Source organism: Kineosporia sp. A_224 (genome assembly GCF_002198655.1).
Classification (GTDB): Bacteria; Actinomycetota; Actinomycetes; order Actinomycetales; family Kineosporiaceae; genus R-H-3.
In genome coordinates, this window is sequence record NZ_MWLN01000038.1 from 34,206 (window position 1) to 49,914 (window position 15,709).

At 74.6% G+C, this 15,709-nt stretch carries 16 protein-coding genes; 7 read left to right on the plus strand and 9 right to left on the minus strand.

Annotation, left to right across the window (positions count from 1 at the left end; genetic code table 11):
• Nucleotides 1-30: 30 nt before the first annotated feature.
• Entirely contained in the window at nucleotides 31-831 is an 801-nt protein-coding gene (locus tag EDJALFJO_RS36260; protein ID WP_369812483.1) for a cation diffusion facilitator family transporter, read from the minus strand.
• A 272-nt stretch (nucleotides 832-1,103) separates the two neighbouring features.
• Here EDJALFJO_RS36260 and EDJALFJO_RS02610 point away from each other — a divergent pair, with 272 nt between their 5' ends.
• Together EDJALFJO_RS02610 and EDJALFJO_RS02615 are read left to right on the plus strand one after the other, a co-directional pair.
• Nucleotides 1,104-1,685 (plus strand): hypothetical protein, encoded by a 582-nt coding sequence (locus tag EDJALFJO_RS02610; protein WP_088281909.1) that lies wholly within the window; start codon nucleotides 1,104-1,106, stop codon nucleotides 1,683-1,685.
• Nucleotides 1,686-1,842: 157 nt separating this feature from the next.
• On the plus strand, nucleotides 1,843-2,058 hold the full coding sequence (locus EDJALFJO_RS02615) for a DUF3072 domain-containing protein (protein ID WP_088281911.1): 216 nt from the start codon (nucleotides 1,843-1,845) through the stop codon (nucleotides 2,056-2,058).
• Here the strand turns inward: EDJALFJO_RS02615 and EDJALFJO_RS02620 are convergent.
• The 5 genes from EDJALFJO_RS02620 to EDJALFJO_RS02640 all read right to left on the minus strand — a co-directional run bounded on the left by EDJALFJO_RS02620 (nucleotide 2,018) and on the right by EDJALFJO_RS02640 (nucleotide 6,298).
• Entirely contained in the window at nucleotides 2,018-2,563 is a 546-nt protein-coding gene (locus EDJALFJO_RS02620; RefSeq protein ID WP_088281913.1) for a metallophosphoesterase, read from the minus strand. The genes EDJALFJO_RS02615 and EDJALFJO_RS02620 overlap by 41 nt on opposite strands.
• Nucleotides 2,560-3,423, minus strand: coding sequence for a DUF72 domain-containing protein (locus tag EDJALFJO_RS02625; RefSeq protein WP_369812484.1), 864 nt, complete (start codon nucleotides 3,421-3,423; stop codon nucleotides 2,560-2,562). The genes EDJALFJO_RS02620 and EDJALFJO_RS02625 overlap by 4 nt, the downstream gene beginning before the upstream one ends.
• A 28-nt stretch (nucleotides 3,424-3,451) precedes the next feature.
• The gene (locus EDJALFJO_RS02630) at nucleotides 3,452-3,679 is read right to left on the minus strand and encodes a hypothetical protein (RefSeq protein ID WP_088281917.1); all 228 of its coding nucleotides are present in this window, start codon (nucleotides 3,677-3,679) and stop codon (nucleotides 3,452-3,454) included.
• Between the two features lie 141 nt (nucleotides 3,680-3,820).
• Complete coding sequence (locus tag EDJALFJO_RS02635; RefSeq protein ID WP_088281919.1) at nucleotides 3,821-4,993, minus strand: VIT1/CCC1 family protein; 1,173 nt, start codon at nucleotides 4,991-4,993, stop codon at nucleotides 3,821-3,823.
• A 72-nt stretch (nucleotides 4,994-5,065) separates the two neighbouring features.
• Nucleotides 5,066-6,298, minus strand: a complete 1,233-nt coding sequence (locus EDJALFJO_RS02640) for an MFS transporter (protein ID WP_233149641.1) — start codon at nucleotides 6,296-6,298, stop codon at nucleotides 5,066-5,068.
• 123 nt (nucleotides 6,299-6,421) lie between these two features.
• Between EDJALFJO_RS02640 and EDJALFJO_RS02645 the strand changes: the two genes are divergently transcribed.
• On the plus strand, nucleotides 6,422-7,069 hold the full coding sequence (locus EDJALFJO_RS02645; protein WP_088281923.1) for an ACT domain-containing protein: 648 nt from the start codon (nucleotides 6,422-6,424) through the stop codon (nucleotides 7,067-7,069).
• Between the two features lie 26 nt (nucleotides 7,070-7,095).
• Here EDJALFJO_RS02645 and EDJALFJO_RS33960 read toward each other — a convergent pair whose 3' ends face one another.
• Together EDJALFJO_RS33960 and EDJALFJO_RS02650 are read right to left on the minus strand one after the other, a co-directional pair.
• Nucleotides 7,096-7,266, minus strand: coding sequence for a hypothetical protein (locus tag EDJALFJO_RS33960; RefSeq protein WP_158220262.1), 171 nt, complete (start codon nucleotides 7,264-7,266; stop codon nucleotides 7,096-7,098).
• A 134-nt stretch (nucleotides 7,267-7,400) separates the two neighbouring features.
• On the minus strand, nucleotides 7,401-8,909 hold the full coding sequence (locus tag EDJALFJO_RS02650) for an NAD(P)/FAD-dependent oxidoreductase (RefSeq protein WP_088281949.1): 1,509 nt from the start codon (nucleotides 8,907-8,909) through the stop codon (nucleotides 7,401-7,403).
• 92 nt (nucleotides 8,910-9,001) lie between these two features.
• On the opposite strand from EDJALFJO_RS02650, the gene EDJALFJO_RS02655 reads away from it, so the two are divergent.
• The 3 genes from EDJALFJO_RS02655 to EDJALFJO_RS02665 all read left to right on the plus strand — a co-directional run bounded on the left by EDJALFJO_RS02655 (nucleotide 9,002) and on the right by EDJALFJO_RS02665 (nucleotide 12,573).
• On the plus strand, nucleotides 9,002-10,729 hold the full coding sequence (locus EDJALFJO_RS02655; RefSeq protein WP_088281925.1) for an alpha-glucosidase: 1,728 nt from the start codon (nucleotides 9,002-9,004) through the stop codon (nucleotides 10,727-10,729).
• A 106-nt stretch (nucleotides 10,730-10,835) separates the two neighbouring features.
• Nucleotides 10,836-11,648: a DUF4184 family protein gene (locus tag EDJALFJO_RS02660; protein ID WP_088281927.1), complete on the plus strand. Its 813-nt coding sequence runs from the start codon at nucleotides 10,836-10,838 to the stop codon at nucleotides 11,646-11,648.
• A gap of 544 nt (nucleotides 11,649-12,192) precedes the next feature.
• Nucleotides 12,193-12,573 (plus strand): hypothetical protein, encoded by a 381-nt coding sequence (locus EDJALFJO_RS02665; protein WP_088281929.1) that lies wholly within the window; start codon nucleotides 12,193-12,195, stop codon nucleotides 12,571-12,573.
• 27 nt (nucleotides 12,574-12,600) lie between these two features.
• Here EDJALFJO_RS02665 and EDJALFJO_RS02670 read toward each other — a convergent pair whose 3' ends face one another.
• On the minus strand, nucleotides 12,601-15,315 hold the full coding sequence (locus tag EDJALFJO_RS02670) for a glucosidase (protein WP_088281931.1): 2,715 nt from the start codon (nucleotides 15,313-15,315) through the stop codon (nucleotides 12,601-12,603).
• A 195-nt stretch (nucleotides 15,316-15,510) separates the two neighbouring features.
• On the opposite strand from EDJALFJO_RS02670, the gene EDJALFJO_RS35320 reads away from it, so the two are divergent.
• The coding region (locus EDJALFJO_RS35320) for a hypothetical protein (RefSeq protein WP_233149642.1) at nucleotides 15,511-15,709 on the plus strand (199 nt) is incomplete at its 3' end.

Here is a 15,709-nt window from a genome sequence, read left to right on the forward strand (position 1 = left end):
TGGGCGGACGGCGCCCGGTTCGTCCGCGGGCTACCCGTGCGCCCGTTCCTGCGGGCGCTGCGTCCGGGCGGTCCGGGCGGTCCGGGCGGTCCGGGCGGTGGGGTCGAGGAACACCTGCTCGACGCCGGGGTACCGCGCGACGAGGCGTCGTTCGGCCTCGTCCGCGACCCGCTCGATGTCATCGGCGGTGCAGCCGTCCGCGAACTCGACCTTCGCGGCCACGAACAGCCGGCCGGGGCCGAGCACGGTCGTCACGAACACCGGGACGGACTCCACCCCTGGCAGTGACTCGAGCTCGCCGCGCAGCGCGTCGTCGAGCGACGGGATCGCCGAGCGGCCCACGAGCAGGCTCGAGCTGGCCCGGGCCAGCACGACCGCGACGACCACGAGGACGAGCCCGATGAGCACGGACGCGACGCCGAGGACGACGTACGACCCCCGAGGGTCGCCGGCCTCCTCGCCGTGACGGATCTTGTCGACCCCCTCCATGACGGAGACGACCGCCCCCGCGACGAACGTCGCGACCGCCGCGAGCAGGGCCCACAGGTAGGACTCGCGGCCGTAGCCGACGGGGTGGCGCCGGTCCGCGGCCTGGCCCCGCGGCGGAGCGCGACGCAGCACCTCGGTGACGGTGTCCGCGAGGGAGTGCGCCGCCTCGGAAAGCATTGCGGCGGAACCGCTCAGGAGCGCCCCGACGGCCTTCGCGACGGCGATCGCGAGGTTCGCGACCATCGGGACGACGACCGTGACGACGCTCTCGCCGGAGCCGCCGGCAGCGCCCTCGGTCACGCCGTGCGGGACCGGCGGGATGTCGTCCCGGGATGCGTCCACGGCCGGACCGTAGATCCGCTGCGGGCCGGCGCAATCGGGCGCGGCACCGCAGAACCCGTTCCTCACCAGGCGGTTCTGCCCGGCCGATCGATGCCCTGCGCCAAGAGATGAGACCTCAACCACATAAGAGATGAGACTTCAACCATCGGGACGTATGACCCGCACAGGCGGCGCACAGGCGGGCGATGCTTTACCCCGAGAAGCGATTCTCCCGCCGCCCACCAGGTGCCGGTCCACCAGCACGATGCCTTCACCCACAAGGAGAGATCGTCATGCGACGCAAGACGTTCGACACACTGCTCACTGCCGCCGGCCTCGTTGTCGCGGTCATCCTTCTCGTCGCCGGCGCGCTCCTGTCCTGGGGTTCCTCCTTCGTCAACACGCAGGTCCACGACCAGCTCGTCGCGCAGAAGATCTTCTTCCCGCCGGCCGGCAGCGAGGGCCTCGACGCGAAGACCTACCCCGGGCTCCAGCAGTACGGCGGCCAGCAGCTCACCACCGGTGAGCAGGCGGGCGCCTACGCCGACCAGTTCATCGCCAAGCACCTCGAGGAGATCGCCGGCGGCAAGACCTACTCCGAGCTGAGCACGCTGTCCCGCGCCAACCCGCAGGACACCGAGCTGGCCGGCCAGGTCCAGACCATGTTCCGCGGCGAGACGCTGCGCGGCCTGCTCCTCAACGCCTACGCGTTCGGCACCATGGGCAAGATCGCCGGTATCGCGGCCGCCGTCTCCTACGTCGGTGCGGCGCTCATGTTCCTCCTGTCGATCCTCGGCATCGTCCACTCGCGGCGCACCGCGGCCGACGCGGTCGTCGGTGGCGTCCACGAGCGGATCGAGCCCGTGAAGGCCTGACCGTCCTCACCCGGCGGCCTGACGACCGCCGACCGCACGACCCGGGGCTCCTCCCCCGGACGCGACGAGGCCCGCACCCCACGGTGCGGGCCTCGTCGCGTCACGGACCGGGGCAAGGTCGCCGTGCGCGGTCGCGGGGCGTGCATAGCGTGCCGGTATGAGCCAGGCACCCGACCAGCAGTCCGGCGCGGACGACGCGACCAAGCCCGTCGAGCAGTGGGTCACCGGCGACGAGCCGATGACCGGCCCGCAGCACAGCTACCTGACGACCCTCGCCCGCGAGGCCGGTGAGGAGGTCCCCGACGGCCTCACGAAGGCCCAGGCGTCCGAGCTCATCGACCGACTGCAGGAGAAGACAGGCCGGGGGGCCTGAGCGGCAGCGCGACGAGGCGCACGTCGCGCAGCACCCCGTCGTCGGCCGTCGCCGTCATGTACGTGCACCGCGGCTGCCGGCGCCGGTCGGTGGGCGACCCCGGGTTGAGCAGGCGCAGACCCGCGGGGGTCACGGTGTCCCAGGGGATGTGCGAGTGCCCGAACACGAGGACGTCGGCCCCGGCGATCCGCGGGTCCGTGTCGCACCGCGCCTCCCGCCCCGGAGCGGCGCCGGTCTCGTGGAGGACGGCGAGGCGCAGGCCTGCCACCTCGGCCCGCGCCACCTCGGGCAGCCGCTCGCGCAACGCGCCGTGGTCGTTGTTGCCGTGGACGGCGACCAGCCTCGCGGCGGCGGCCTCGAGCCGGTCGAGCAGGCCGATGTCCACCCAGTCACCGGCGTGGACGACGACGTCCGCCGCCGCGACCTCGCGCCATACCTCGGCGGGCAGGTCCCCGGCCCGCGCGGGCACGTGGGTGTCGGCGAGCAGGAGCAGTCGCGTCGTCATGCGCCCCCCGCCGGCCAGGCGATACCGAGCCGCGCGGCGAGCGCCTGCGCGTCGTACGGGGCGCGGACCTTCGCGTCGTTGTCGAAGTACACGAAGATGTCGCGCCCGGTCGCGGCCCACTCGCCCACCCGGTCCGCCCAGCGGTCGAGCGCGTCGTCGTCGTACCCGCTGACGTAGAGCTCGGCGTCCCCGTGGAGCCGGGCGTACGTGAGGTCCGGGCTCGTGAGGTGCGCCAGCCACGGCCACTTGCCCGCGGTGTCCGCGGTGACGAGGGCGACCCCGTGCCGGGTGAGGACGTCGAGCAGCCGGCCGTCCGCCGCCGCGTCACCGAAGCTCGCGTGCCGGACCTCCAGGGCGTGCCGCAGCGGCAGCCCGGGCGTCGCGGTCGTCGTCAACGCCCGGCCGTCCACCTTCTCGTCGTGCCCGGCGCCGAGCGCCGCCGCCTCGGCGTGGGTGCGGGGCAGGAGCGCGAAGAAGGCGTCGAGCCGGTCCGCGTCGAACCCCAGGTTCGGCGGCAGCTGCCACAGGACCGGGCCGAGCTTGGGGCCGAGGGCCAGCAGACCGGAGGCGAAGAAGTTCGCGAGCGCCACGTCGACGCCGGCGAGCTTCTTGAGGTGGGTGACGAAGCGCGGGCCCTTCACCGAGAAGACGAACGCATCGGGCGTCTCGCGCGCCCAGCCGGCGTACGACTCCGGGCGCTGCAGCGCGTAGAACGAGCCGTTGAGCTCGATGCTCGACAGCCGGCGCGAGGCGTGCTCGAGCTCGCGGCGCTGCGCCAGGCCCGGCGGGTAGAACGACCCCCGCCACGGCGGGTAGCGCCAGCCAGAGATCCCGACCCGTACGGTGCCCACGGAGGTCACCGTACGGCGCCGGGGAGGGCCGCCGGTCTCAGGCGCTGCGCGCCGGTGCGGGCAGCCGGCCCGCGGGCACCGGAAGGCGCACGGGCGGCTGCGCGCAGCAGCCCGACTCGACGTCCCCGCAGCGGATGACGAAGTCGTGGACGGCGACCCGGCCCTCGCAGCCGGGATCGCTGCACTCGACATCGCCCCCGGAGTGCCGGACGAGCGTGCCGTGGCAGTGCACCAGGTCGGTCGTGCAGCGGCGGCAGGACGCCATGACCGCCTCCCTCGGGTCGTGGCGGCCGTCCGCACGGCCCCGCCGTGCCCGGGCGTCCGGTTCGCCTCGAATGACACGAGTGTAGTTCGGTCGGTCCGCGGCGCCCGGCGACCTCGGTCCCCCGCGATGGTCCGCCGGCCGTCAGCCCGCGACGGTCGTCCCGATGATCGCGCCGACGACGTAGGTGACCCCGGCCGCGAGCGTGCCGGCGACGACCTGCCGGACGGCGGACCGGACCGGGGAGCGCCCGTTGAGCACGCCGATCCCGGCCCCGACGGCCGCCATCGCGGCGACGGCGAGGGCGACCGCCGTGACGAACGCCGTCGTCCCGCCCCCGAAGAGGTAGGGGACGATGACGACGACCGCGCCGATCGCGAAGGCGACCAGGCTGGAGAACGCGGCACCCCACGGTGACCCGAGGGCGTCCGGGTCGAGCCCGAGCTCCTCACGGGCGAGCGTGTCGAGGGCGACGTCCTTGTCGCTCATGATGCTCGTCGCGACCTCGCGGGCCTGCTCCCGGGGCAGCCCCTTGGCGCGGTAGATGAGGACGAGCTCCTCGAGCTCCTCCTCCGGCTTGTCCCGCAGCTCGGTGGCCTCGAGCTCGATCTCGCGCTCGAACATCTCGCGCTGGCCCGACATCGACACGTACTCCCCGGCAGCCATCGAGAACGCGCCGGCGAGCAGGCCGGCGACCCCGGCGAGCAGCACCGCCGACCGGGAGGCGCCGGAGCCCGCGAAGCCCATGACGAGGGCGGTGTTCGAGACGAGCCCGTCGCTCACCCCGAAGATGCCGGCCCGCAGCGCCCCGGAGCGGTCGCCGCGGTGCCACGGCTCGCGTCGGTTGATCCGGCCGGGGGCGTCCTGGGGCCGCCCGCCCGTGCCGGTCTTCGCCCCCTTGTCGCCGCCGCCGTCACGCAGGGCTGCGAGCGTCCGCGCGTGGCCGCGCTCGTCGTCCGCCATCCCGGGGGCCGCGTCCGGGTCCGCGTCGTAGATCCCGGCGTCGCCGCGCTCGGCCCGCTCGATGAGCGGCAGCACGGCGTCCAGCGACAGCCGCTGGGCGGCCAGCCCCATCGTGCGCGTCCGCAGCCCCGGGCCGGTCGGCTCGGGCACCGTCTGCCCGGCCTCGCGCAGCCGGCTCTCCCAGTGCGCCGCGTGCCGCCGCTCCACCTCGGCGAGCTCGCGGAGGATGTCGGCCCGCTCGCCGCTCTCGCCGGCGGCGAGGCGCTCGTACAGCTGGGCCGCCTCCCGCTCGCTCGCGAGCAGGTCCTTCCACTTCTTGGCCGTCGCTCGGTCCACGGTCCGCCGGTCGGTCATGCCACCCCTCCTGCCGGTGCGGGCGTCACCCGACCGGTGCGCCGCGCCGTCCGGCACGCATCGCTCTCGACGTCATTGTCCGGCATCCGGGCCGGCCGGACCTGCCGGGGCGGCCCCGCCCGGCGCGACGCCGGGCAGCCGGCGGGCGAGCAGCCCGGCGGCACCGACCCCCACGAGTCCCATCACCGCGACCGCCGGCCCCAGGGCGACGAGGGCCGTGACGGCCGAGACGACGAGCGGCCCGGCCGCGCTCCCCGCGTCGTGGAAGAGCCGCCAGACACCGAGGAACTCGGCGCGGCTGCCCGGCGGGGCGACGTCCGCGCCGACGACCATGACCACCCCGGCGCCCATCCCGTTCCCGATCCCCATGAGGACGGCGACGGCCACGAGCGACGGCAGGCCCGCGGTGAGCGGCAGCAGCAGGTGCGCCAGCCCGAGCACCGCCATCGACGGGACGGCGACGAAGGCCCGGCCGCGCAGGTCCATGACCTTGCCCGAGGGGTAGAACAGCAGCGTGTCGAGCAGGCCGCTGATGCCGTAGACGACGCTCGTCGTCGCCGCGTCGAGCCCGAGATGGTCCGCCCACAGCGGGATGACGGCCTGCCGCGAGGCCCGGACCGCCCCGACGAGCAGGACGGCGGTGCCCAGGTGCACGAGCACCCGCCGGTGCCGCCGGACGACGGCGACGACCCCCGCGGGGCGGGCCCGCGGCGGGCGCCCGGAGCGGCCGTCGACGGGCCGGGTCAGGTCGGGGACGACGAGCAGGACCACGGCCGCGAGGACGGCGACGACGAGATGGAGGGCGTACGCCGCGTCGGTGCCGCCGGCCCGGATGAACGGCGCCGCGAGGAACGGCCCGGCGAACATCCCGATCCGCAGCGTGCCGCCGAGCGTCGAGAGCGCCCGCGCCCTCAGGTGCAGCGGGACGACCTCCGACAGGTACGTCTGGCGGGCGAGCCCGAAGACGCTGTTCGCCAGGCCGAGGACGAACACCGACGCGCCGAGGACGGCGACGCTCGGTGCGAGGAGGCAGCCCGCGAGGGCCGCGACCGCGACGGCGACCGCGAGCAGCATCGCGCGCCGCTCGCCGACCCGGGCCGCGAGCGCCCCGGCGGGGACGTCGCCGACGATCTGCCCCACACCGAGGACCGCCACGACGAGCCCGGCGACCCCGAGGGAGGCACCGAGGTCGCGAGCCGAGAGCGCGATCGCCGGTGCGACGGCGCCCTGGCCGATGCCGTAGAGCAGCGGCGGCCCGTAGGCCGGGACGGCGATCGACCGAAGGGTGACGGCGGTGCCCCTCACGTGCTCGCCCAGGGGTCACCGGTCACGGCCCCATCATGACGGCACGGTGAAACACCCTCGGAACGCGGCTCTGAGATGCTTGGCTGACCCGAAGCACCAGGTGAACGGATCCGAGGAGGCGACGTGCTCGCGCGGTTGAGGATCAGCGTCCCGGACTCGCCCGGCACGCTGGGCCGGGTCACCACGGCCATCGGCGCGGCCGGCGGCGACATCGCCGCGGTCGACGTGCTCGAGAGCCAGGCGGGGCGGGCGCTCGACGACGTGTTCGTCACGGTGCGCGACGCCGTCCACCTCGCGGCGGTGACGTCGGCCGTCAGCGCGGAGCCCGGGATCCAGGTCGCGGGCGTCCAGCAGCCGGTCCCCCCGGTGACCGGGCACACCGACCTCGAGCTGTGCCAGCAGGTGCTCGCCCAGCCGGACCGGGCCGTGCGCACGCTCGTCGACGGTGCGCCGGGGGCGCTCGGCGCCGACTGGGCCGCCGTCCTCGTCTTCGACGCCACCGGCGCCCAGGAGGACGTGCTCGCGGTCAGCCGCGACGCCCCGGCCCCGGACGCGGTCCGGATCACGGCACCGCTGCGCCTGGGCGCGGTGACGCTCATGGACCCGGCGACCGGCCTTGCGTACAGCGGGACAGCACTCGTGCCGATCGGCAACGGTCCCCTCGGCCTGCTCCTGGTCCGCCAGGAGGGCGTGGACTTCCACCGCAGCGAGCTGTACCGGCTCGCACAGGTGGGCAGCGTGCTCGGCTCGGTGATGACCGTCAGCGTCTGACGGCCATCACCGGTCCTGCGGCCGGGTCAGAGCGGGCGGTTCGCCGGCGGCGTGCCGCCCGGACGGCGGCGGTTCTGCAGCTTGGCGAACAGCTCCCGGGCCTTCGCCTGGTTCTGCGGCTTGGCCGCCTCGCGGCGGACGACCTGGATGGCCTTGGCAGCGATCCCGGCCTTGGCGGCACCCTTGAACAGGCCCATGGGGGTCTCCTTCTCGTGTCGTCGGTCGGTACGTGCTCCTGCACTGCCCGACGAGCGGGGACCCATTCGCGTTCCTGGGGATCATCCCGGATGCCGGAATCTGTGCTCGTGGGCAAACGATGCGCCGGACGGCGTCACTCGTCGACGGCGCCTGCGGCGTCCGGGTATGCCTCGAGGAGCCGCAGCCACACCTCGCTGATCGTGGGGAACGACGGGACGGCGTGCCAGAGCCGCTCGAGCGGCACCTCGCCGACGACGGCGACCGTCGCCGAGTGGAGCAGCTCGGCGACGTCCTGGCCGATGAACGTCGCGCCGACGACGACCCGCCGGGCGCGGTCGACGACGAGCCGGGCGCTCCCCCGGTAGCCGTCCGCGAGCAGGGCGGCGCCGGACACCGCGCCCAGGTCGTGGTCGACGACGTGCACGTCGAGGCCGCGCTCGCGCGCCGCCGCCGCGGTGAGCCCGACGGAGGCGACCTGCGGGTCGGTGAACACGACCGCCGGGGCGCCGAGCCCGTCGGCGGTCGCGGTCGCGGCGGTGAACCGTGCGTCCGGGGCGACGGTGCGCCCCGCGGCGCGCGTGGCGACCGCGGCACCGCAGGCCCGGGCCTGGTACTTGCCCATGTGGGTCAGCAGGTTCCGGCCGTTGACGTCGCCGACGGCGTAGAGCCAGGGCGCGGCCGGGTCGAGGCCCGGCCCGGTCACCGCGAGGGTGTCGTCGACGGAGACGTAGCCGCGGTGCAGGTGCTCGGCGGTCAGGCCCACGGACTCCAGCCCGAGCCCGGCCGTCCGGGGCGACCGGCCGGTCGCGACGAGGATCTCGTCCGCGACGACGGTGGTCCCGTCGTCGAGCTCGGCGGTCACCTCGCCGCCGGCCGCCGGACGGCTCACCCGGACGACGCCGGTGCCGGTGCGGACGTCGATGCCCGCCTCCTCGAACGCGGCCCGGACCAGCTCCCCCGCAACGGGTTCGGCGCGCCCGAGCAGCCGCTCGCCGCGCTCGACGACCGTGACCTCGGCGGCACCGAGGCCGCGGAACGCCTGCGCCATCTCGCACGCGACGACCCCGCCGCCGAGCACGAGCAGCCGCCGCGGGACCGACCGCGCGTCGGTCGCCTCCCGGCTCGTCCACGGTGCGGCGGCCCGCAGCCCCGGCACGTCCGGGACCGCGGCGTCGGTCCCGACGGCGAGGACGACGGCCTGCCGCGCGAGCACGGTGCGGGCGCCGTCCGAGGTCTCGACGACGACCCGGCGCGGGCCGTCGAGCCGTGCGTCACCGCGCAGGGCGACGGCGCCGGTGCTCGCGACCCAGGACTCCTGGGACGCGTCGTCGTGCGCGAACGGCGCACCGTCCGCGCGGCCGGTGAACCAGTCCCGGCGGGCGAGGACGGCCGCGGCGTCGACCTCGCCGACGGTGAGCCCGGGCAGCCGGGTCGCGGCGGCGTGCACGTCGAGCGGGCGGAGCAGGGCCTTGCTCGGGATGCACGCCCAGTACGAGCACTCGCCGCCGAACAGCTCGCGCTCGACGAGCACGCACTCCAGGCCCGCGGCGCGGACCGTGCCCGCGACGTTCTCCCCGGGCGGTCCGCCGCCGATGACGACGACGTCCGTCTCCAGCGGTTCACGTGTCTGCGACGAGGTCATGGACGTCAGCCTGCCGTCGATCACCGGGCCCCGCGCGTCGACCCCGGCCCGCGCGCCTTGCCCCGCCCCCGGAGCGCTGGGAGCGTTCAGGCATGGACCCCGCAGCCCCGCCCTGGTGGACCTCCGCCGTCGTCTACCAGGTCTACCCGCGCAGCTTCGCCGACTCCGACGGTGACGGGATCGGCGACCTGCGCGGCGTCATCGACCACCTGGACCACCTGGAGCGGCTCGGCGTCGACGTCGTGTGGCTGTCGCCGGTGTACCGGTCGCCGCAGCACGACAACGGCTACGACATCAGCGACTACGAGAACGTCGACCCCACGTTCGGCACGCTCGCGGACGTCGACGCGCTCGTCGAGGGGCTGCACGCGCGGGGCATGCGTCTGGTCATGGACCTCGTCGTCAACCACACCTCGCACGAGCACCCGTGGTTCGTCGCGTCCCGCTCGTCGAAGGACGACCCGAAGCGCGACTGGTACTGGTGGCGGCCGGCCCGCGAGGGGATGACGCCCGGCACCCCGGGCGCCGAGCCGACGAACTGGGCGTCGTTCTTCTCCGGCCCGTCCTGGACGTACGACGAGGCGAGCGGGGAGTACTACCTGCACCTGTTCGCGACCCAGCAGCCGGATCTCAACTGGGAGAACCCCGAGGTCCGGCAGGCGGTCTACGCGATGATGCGGCGCTGGCTCGACCGGGGCGTCGACGGCTTCCGGATGGACGTCGTGAACTTCATCAGCAAGGCGGTCGGCGCCGACGGGTCGCTGCCCGACGGGCACGTCGCGGCCCCCGCCGGCGCGGGCGGGGCGGCGCTCGGGGACGGCTCGCCGCACTGGACGTGCGGGCCGCGGATCCACGAGTTCCTCGCCGAGATGCACCGCGAGGTCTTCGCGGGCCGGCCCGACCGGCTGCTCACCGTCGGCGAGATGCCCGGTGTCACGGTCGAGGACGCCCGGCTGTTCACCGACCCGGCCCGTGCCGAGGTGGACATGGTGTTCCAGTTCGAGCACGTCGGGATCGACCACGGTGCCTCGAAGTGGGACCCCGTCCCCTTCGACCTGCGCGCCCTCAAGGCGACCTTCGGGCGCTGGCAGACCGGGCTCGCGGGGACCGGCTGGAACAGCCTCTACTGGGACAACCACGACCAGCCGCGGATCGTGTCCCGGTGGGGCGACGACGGCGAGCACCGGGTCGCCGCGGCGAAGATGCTCGCGACCGTCCTGCACCTGCACCGCGGGACGCCCTACGTCTACCAGGGCGAGGAGATCGGCATGACGAACGCGCCGTTCCCCGCGATCACGGACTTCCGCGACGTCGAGTCGCTCAACCACTACCGCTCGGCGGTCGCGGCCGGCCAGGACCCGGACGACGTCCTCGCGGTGCTGCGGCCGATGAGCCGGGACAACGCCCGCACCCCCGTGCAGTGGGACGACGGCCCGCAGGCGGGGTTCACGACCGGCACACCGTGGATCGCGGTGAACCCGAACCGCACCGAGGTCAACGTCGCCGCCGCGTGGGCCGACCCGTCGTCCGTGGCGCACCACTACCGCCGCCTCGCGGACCTGCGGCACACCGAACCGGCCGTCGCCCTCGGCGACTTCACGATGCTCCTGCCCGACGACCCGCACGTGTACGCGTTCACCCGCCGGCTGGGTCCCACCGAGATCCTCGTGCTCGGCAACTTCACGGCGCAGGAGCAGGAGCCCGTCGTGCCGCAGGCGCACCTGTGGTCGGGCGCGGAGGTCGTCGCGGGCGACGCCGCGGCCGACGGCGGGCTGCGGCTGGGGCCGTGGGAGGGGCGGGCCTACCGGCGCAGCGTGTAGTGCGGGCGCGGGGCGGGGCTGCCCGGGTGTGGGGATCCCGTGGAGACCCCGTGGATGCGCCGCGACGGCGCGACCGCGGCGGCACCGGTCTGCCTAGCGTGGGTGCATGCCGTTCACCGGGAGCCACCCCGCCGCCGTCCTGCCGCTCATGCGCTGGACCCGCGGCCGGGTCGCGCTCGTCCCGGCCGCGCTCGTCATCGGGAGCATGGCGCCGGACATCCCGTACTACGTCCCCTCGCCGTTCGGCTCGGGCCTCACCCACGAGGCGGTCGACGGCGTCCTCGGGGCCGACGTCGTCCTCGGTCTGGCCGTCTTCGCGGTGTGGCAGTCGCTGCTCGCCCCGGCGGCCGTCCTGCTGGCCCCGGCGGCGGTCCGCCGCCGGCTGCACCCGGACGCCGGCAGCGGGCTGCGCCGGTACCTGCGGCCCGCGGCGCTCGGCATGACGGTCGTCTCGCTCGCCGTCGGCGCGGCGACGCACGTGCTCTGGGACGGCTTCACGCACGACGGCCACTGGGGCTCCGAGCACGTGCCCTGGCTGGCGCAGATGCACGGCCGGTACTCGGGCGCCGACTGGGCCCAGGTCGTCTGCAGCGCGCTCGGTCTCGTCGTGCTCGTGGTCGACCTCGTGCTCCGGTGGCGCCGGGCCGCCCCGGCGCCCGTCGAGCCGGCCGCGGCCCGCGGACGGCGTGTGCCGGGCCTGCGGCTGCGGGCCGTCGCGGCGGGCGCCGTCCTCGGCGCGGCGCTCACGGGCGCGGCGCACGACGGCGTCAGCGCGCTGCTCGCGGGCGGCGGCGGCCACAGCCTCACCTGGCACGTGCTCACCGGCGGCGGGTCCGCGGGCGTCGCCGCAGCGCTCGCGGTCGCGGCCGCGACGCTGCTGCTGAGCTCACGGCGGCCGGCACCGCCCGCCGTCCGCTGACGCCGGGCCGGCCTCGACGGCGGCACTCCCCTGCCGGGTGCTTTGCTCTGCCATCACCAGCGAGCCACGTCGCACCGGTGGTTGAAGACCCGTGCGCGCCCTGACGTGCATCCCCCTGCGGCGACGGGTGCAGCGACGACGGGCGAGCTCGGGTCCGTGCTCGGGCGCTCCGCGTCGTGATCACGACGGCCCAGACCCGAGCATCGACCCGAGCATCGACGCAGCCCCTCCCGGGACGAGCAGGCATGCGACCGAACCGTTGGCTCGCTGGTGAGGGCAGAGCAAAGCGCGCGCGCAGCGGTGCCCGGTAGTCGCTCGTCGGACGCGTCGGCACCCTGACCCGGCGCCCGCTCGACGGCCACGACGCCTCCCTCCTGCTCCGGGCCCGCACCCGCTCCGGCCGGTCACGAGCGGTGACGGCTCACCCGTCCGGAGGTCGTCCGGGCGGCGGCTTCCGGGGCCCGGCCGGGACCACCGATCCTGGACATGGCGGCCACCGGGCCGGCACGACCGCCCGCGCGCGGCCGATGCTGAGGAGGTGGGCGTGGACGGGTGCGAGTGGCGCGACCACGCAGGCGTCCCCTACCTGTACGTCGACCTGCGCAGCACCGACGAGGCGACACTGCTCGCCCGGATCGCGGCGAGCGAGCAGGAGGTGGCGCGGGCGGGTGGCGCGCCCCTGCTCCACGTCGACGTCCAGGGCATCCTCACGTCGCCGCGGCTGCTGTCCGAGGCGAAGCTCGTCAACCGGCGCACCTTCGGCCCGCAGCGCTGCCGGGTCGCGGTCACCGGCGCGAACGCACTCGTCGCGGTGATCGTCCGCGGCTGGAGCACGGTGGGCGGCGGGGTGCGGGCGCAGGCCTGCCCCGACACGGCCTCGGCGCTGCGGTACCTCACGGGCGGCGGGCAGGCCCTCGCGAGCTGAGGCCGACGTGCGCCGGGCGCCCCGGCCTCAGGCCCAGCCCCGCCGCCGCGGGTCCGGGGGCAGCCGCGGGTTGAGCAGGTGCGCGACGAGCGCCGTCCAGCCGGTCTGGTGGCTCGCGCCGAGGCCCTCACCGGTGTCGCCGTCGAAGTACTCGCTGAACGTCGGGTGGTCGGCCCACAGCGGGTCGGCCGAGGCCTCGATCCGGTCGCCGTCCGCGGGACGGCGACCGGCGACCGGGCGGAAGAGCGCGGTCAGCCCGTTGTCGATGATGTCGGCGGCCTCGACGAGGGTGTGCAGCTTTCCCGAGCCGGTCGGGATCTCGATCTGGAACGTGTCGCCGAAGTGCCGGCCGATGGTGCGGAGCTTGTCGGCGAGCAGGACGTTCACCGGGAACCAGATCGGCCCGCGCCAGTTCGAGTTGCCGCCGAACAGGTTCGTCCGGGACTCCCCCGGCTCGTACTCGATCGAGGCGTCCCGGCCGGCGACGTGCGCGGTGATCGGCTGCCGGCAGGACGCCGTGAGCGAGCGGATCCCGAACGGGGAGAAGAACTCCTCGGGGTCGAAGACCCGCTCGAGGATGCGCCGCAACCGGGTCGGGTCGACGAGGGAGAGCAGGATCTTGCGCTCCCCCGCGCCCTTGGAGAACAGCAGCGGACGGACGAGCTCGGGGCGACGGCGCTGCAGCCAGCGCATCCGGGCGGACAGGTCCGGGCACTCCTCCCCGACCCACGCCGGCACCTCGGTCGCGGCGAGGATCGGCAGCAGCCCGACCATCGAGCGCACCCGCAGCGGCTGCGTCGAGCCGTCGGGCGCGACGAGGACGTCGTAGAAGAAGCCGTCCTCCTCGTCCCACAGGCTCTCGCCCTGCGAGCCGAACGACCGCATCGCCTGGGCGATCGCGAGGAAGTGCTCGAAGAACTTCGTCGCGACGTCGTCCCACGCCTTGTCGGTGCGGGCGAGCTCGAGCGCGATCTTGAACATCTGCTGGCAGTAGAAGGCCATCCAGCTCGTCGCGTCGGACTGCTCCAGGCGGAAGCCCGGGGGCAGCGGCGCCGACCGGTCGAACAGCGCGATGTTGTCCATCCCGAGGAAGCCGCCCTCGAAGACGTTGGACCCGTTGGCGTCCTTGCGGTTCACCCACCAGGAGAAGTTGAGGAGCAGCTTGGTGAAGACCCGGATGAGGAAGTCCTTGTCGCGGTAGCCGTCGATCCGGTAGACGTGCCACGCGGCCCAGGCGTGCACGGGCGGGTTGACGTCGCCGAACGCCCACTCGTACGCCGGGAGCTGACCGTTGGGGTGCATCGCCCACTCGCGGCACATGAGCAGCAGCTGCTCCTTGGCGAAGCCGGGGTCGACGTGCGCGAGCGGGATCGCGTGGAAGGCGAGGTCCCACGCGGCGAACCACGGGTACTCCCACTCGTCGGGCATCGAGAGCACGTCGGCGAGGTAGAGGTGCTTCCAGCCCGTGTTCCGCACGCCCGGCGCATCCCGTTGCCCGGCAGCGGGTTCCGGGGACGGGTCGGTCTCGAGCCACTCCTGGACGTCGTACCGGTAGACCTGCTTGGTCCACAGCAGCCCGGCGTAGGCGCGGCGGGCGACGTGCCGGTCCTCGTCGGGCATGTCGGGGTGGACGACCTGCGCGTAGAACTCGTCGGCCTCCTGCTTGCGCGCGGCGAGGACGGCGTCGAACTCCGGGCCGAACGTGCCCGTCGTCGGCAGCGCGCGGCCGAGCCGGAGCCGGACCGTCACCGACTCCCCCGCCGGCACCGCGTCGAAGACGTACCAGACGGCGACCTTGGTGCCCTCGTCGAAGGGGTTGACGACGCTGGTGTCCCCGTGGACGACCCGCTTGTCGACCGAGTCCTTCGGGTACGGCGTCGCGTTCCGGGCGGCGCCGAAGAGCTCGACGGCGTTGGTCTCGTTGTCGCAGAACAGGAGCACGGGCGTGCCCTCGGCCGCGAGGTGGTAGCGGCCGAGGTGGGCGTGCTCGACCTCGACGGCCTCCAGCCCGCTCACCGTGAACGTCGGCGGCAGCAGCTGGTGCATCGAGGGCTTGCGGCCGTCCCGGCCCCAGGCCCACGTGTTGCGGAACCACAGCTGCGGCAGCAGGTGCAGCGGGGCGGCGTCGGGCCCCTGGTTCGTCGCCGTGATCTCGACGCAGAGGTCGTCCGGGCCTGCCTTGGCGTACGTCACGAGGACGTCGAAGAACCGGTTGCCGTCGAGGACGCCGGTGTCCCCGAGCTCGTACTCGCGCTCGTCCCGGCCGCGTGCGGCGTTCTCGGTGCGCAGCCGCTCGTACGGGAACGCCTCCTGGGGGTACCGGTACATCCACTGCATCCAGGAGTGGGTCGGGGTGCCGTCGACGGCCCACCAGTACTCCTTGACGTCCTCGCCGTGGTTGCCCTCGCCGTTGGCCAGGCCGAAGAGCCGCTCCTTGATCCGGTCGTCCCGGGTGTTCCAGAGCGCGACGCCGAGGTTGAGGAAGCCGAACCGGTCGCAGACCGCGCCGAGGCCGTCCTCGCCCCAGCGGTAGGCGCGCCGGTGCGCGTGGTCGAACGGGAAGGCGTTCCACGCGTCGCCGGACGCCGAGTAGTCCTCCCGGACCGTGCCCCACTGCCGCCCCGCGACGTAGGGGCCCCACAGCCGCCAGGGCGCGTCCGTGCCCGCCGCCTCGGCGAGGCGGGCGTGCTCCGCGGTGTCCCGGGGCGGGGACCAGCGCTCGCTGCTCTCGGCTGCCGTCACGTCGATAGCGTCCCGTCGTCAGGTGTCACGCGTGTTTCGTGAGGTACATCCCATCGACGGGCCCCGGCACCGGCTGAACCAGTCCCGCCGTGAGCATCCTCCAGGGCGACACGATGCACTACATTCCGCTGTGGATCGACCACGCTGAGCGACTGGCTCTGCGTGTCCGGAATCGTTGATGTCGAGGTGACGAGGGTGTCCGAGCCAGGGTCCGTGAGCGCCGTCCGTACCCGGGCGCGCCGAGCAGCGAAGCGGTTCGTCCGTGCCTACCGGCGCGGGGGGCCCGCCGAGCTGGTGCGCTCCGGGCGCCGCCAGGTCGCCCGCCTCGTGTGGCCGGGCACGCTGCAGACGGCCTCCCCCGCGCCGGTAGGCACGGACGAACCGCTTCGCTGCT

Bases quoted from the DNA above. Each gene is read 5' to 3' on its own strand.
- EDJALFJO_RS02610 (WP_088281909.1), top strand. From the start codon at position 1,104: ATGCGACGCAAGACGTTCGACACACTGCTCACTGCCGCCGGCCTCGTT.
- EDJALFJO_RS02615 (WP_088281911.1), top strand. From the start codon at position 1,843: ATGAGCCAGGCACCCGACCAGCAGTCCGGCGCGGACGACGCGACCAAG.
- EDJALFJO_RS02620 (WP_088281913.1), bottom strand. From the start codon at position 2,563: ATGACGACGCGACTGCTCCTGCTCGCCGACACCCACGTGCCCGCGCGG.
- EDJALFJO_RS02630 (WP_088281917.1), bottom strand. From the start codon at position 3,679: ATGGCGTCCTGCCGCCGCTGCACGACCGACCTGGTGCACTGCCACGGC.
- EDJALFJO_RS02635 (WP_088281919.1), bottom strand. From the start codon at position 4,993: ATGACCGACCGGCGGACCGTGGACCGAGCGACGGCCAAGAAGTGGAAG.
- EDJALFJO_RS33960 (WP_158220262.1), bottom strand. From the start codon at position 7,266: ATGGGCCTGTTCAAGGGTGCCGCCAAGGCCGGGATCGCTGCCAAGGCC.
- EDJALFJO_RS02650 (WP_088281949.1), bottom strand. From the start codon at position 8,909: ATGACCTCGTCGCAGACACGTGAACCGCTGGAGACGGACGTCGTCGTC.
- EDJALFJO_RS02655 (WP_088281925.1), top strand. From the start codon at position 9,002: ATGGACCCCGCAGCCCCGCCCTGGTGGACCTCCGCCGTCGTCTACCAG.
- EDJALFJO_RS02660 (WP_088281927.1), top strand. From the start codon at position 10,836: ATGCCGTTCACCGGGAGCCACCCCGCCGCCGTCCTGCCGCTCATGCGC.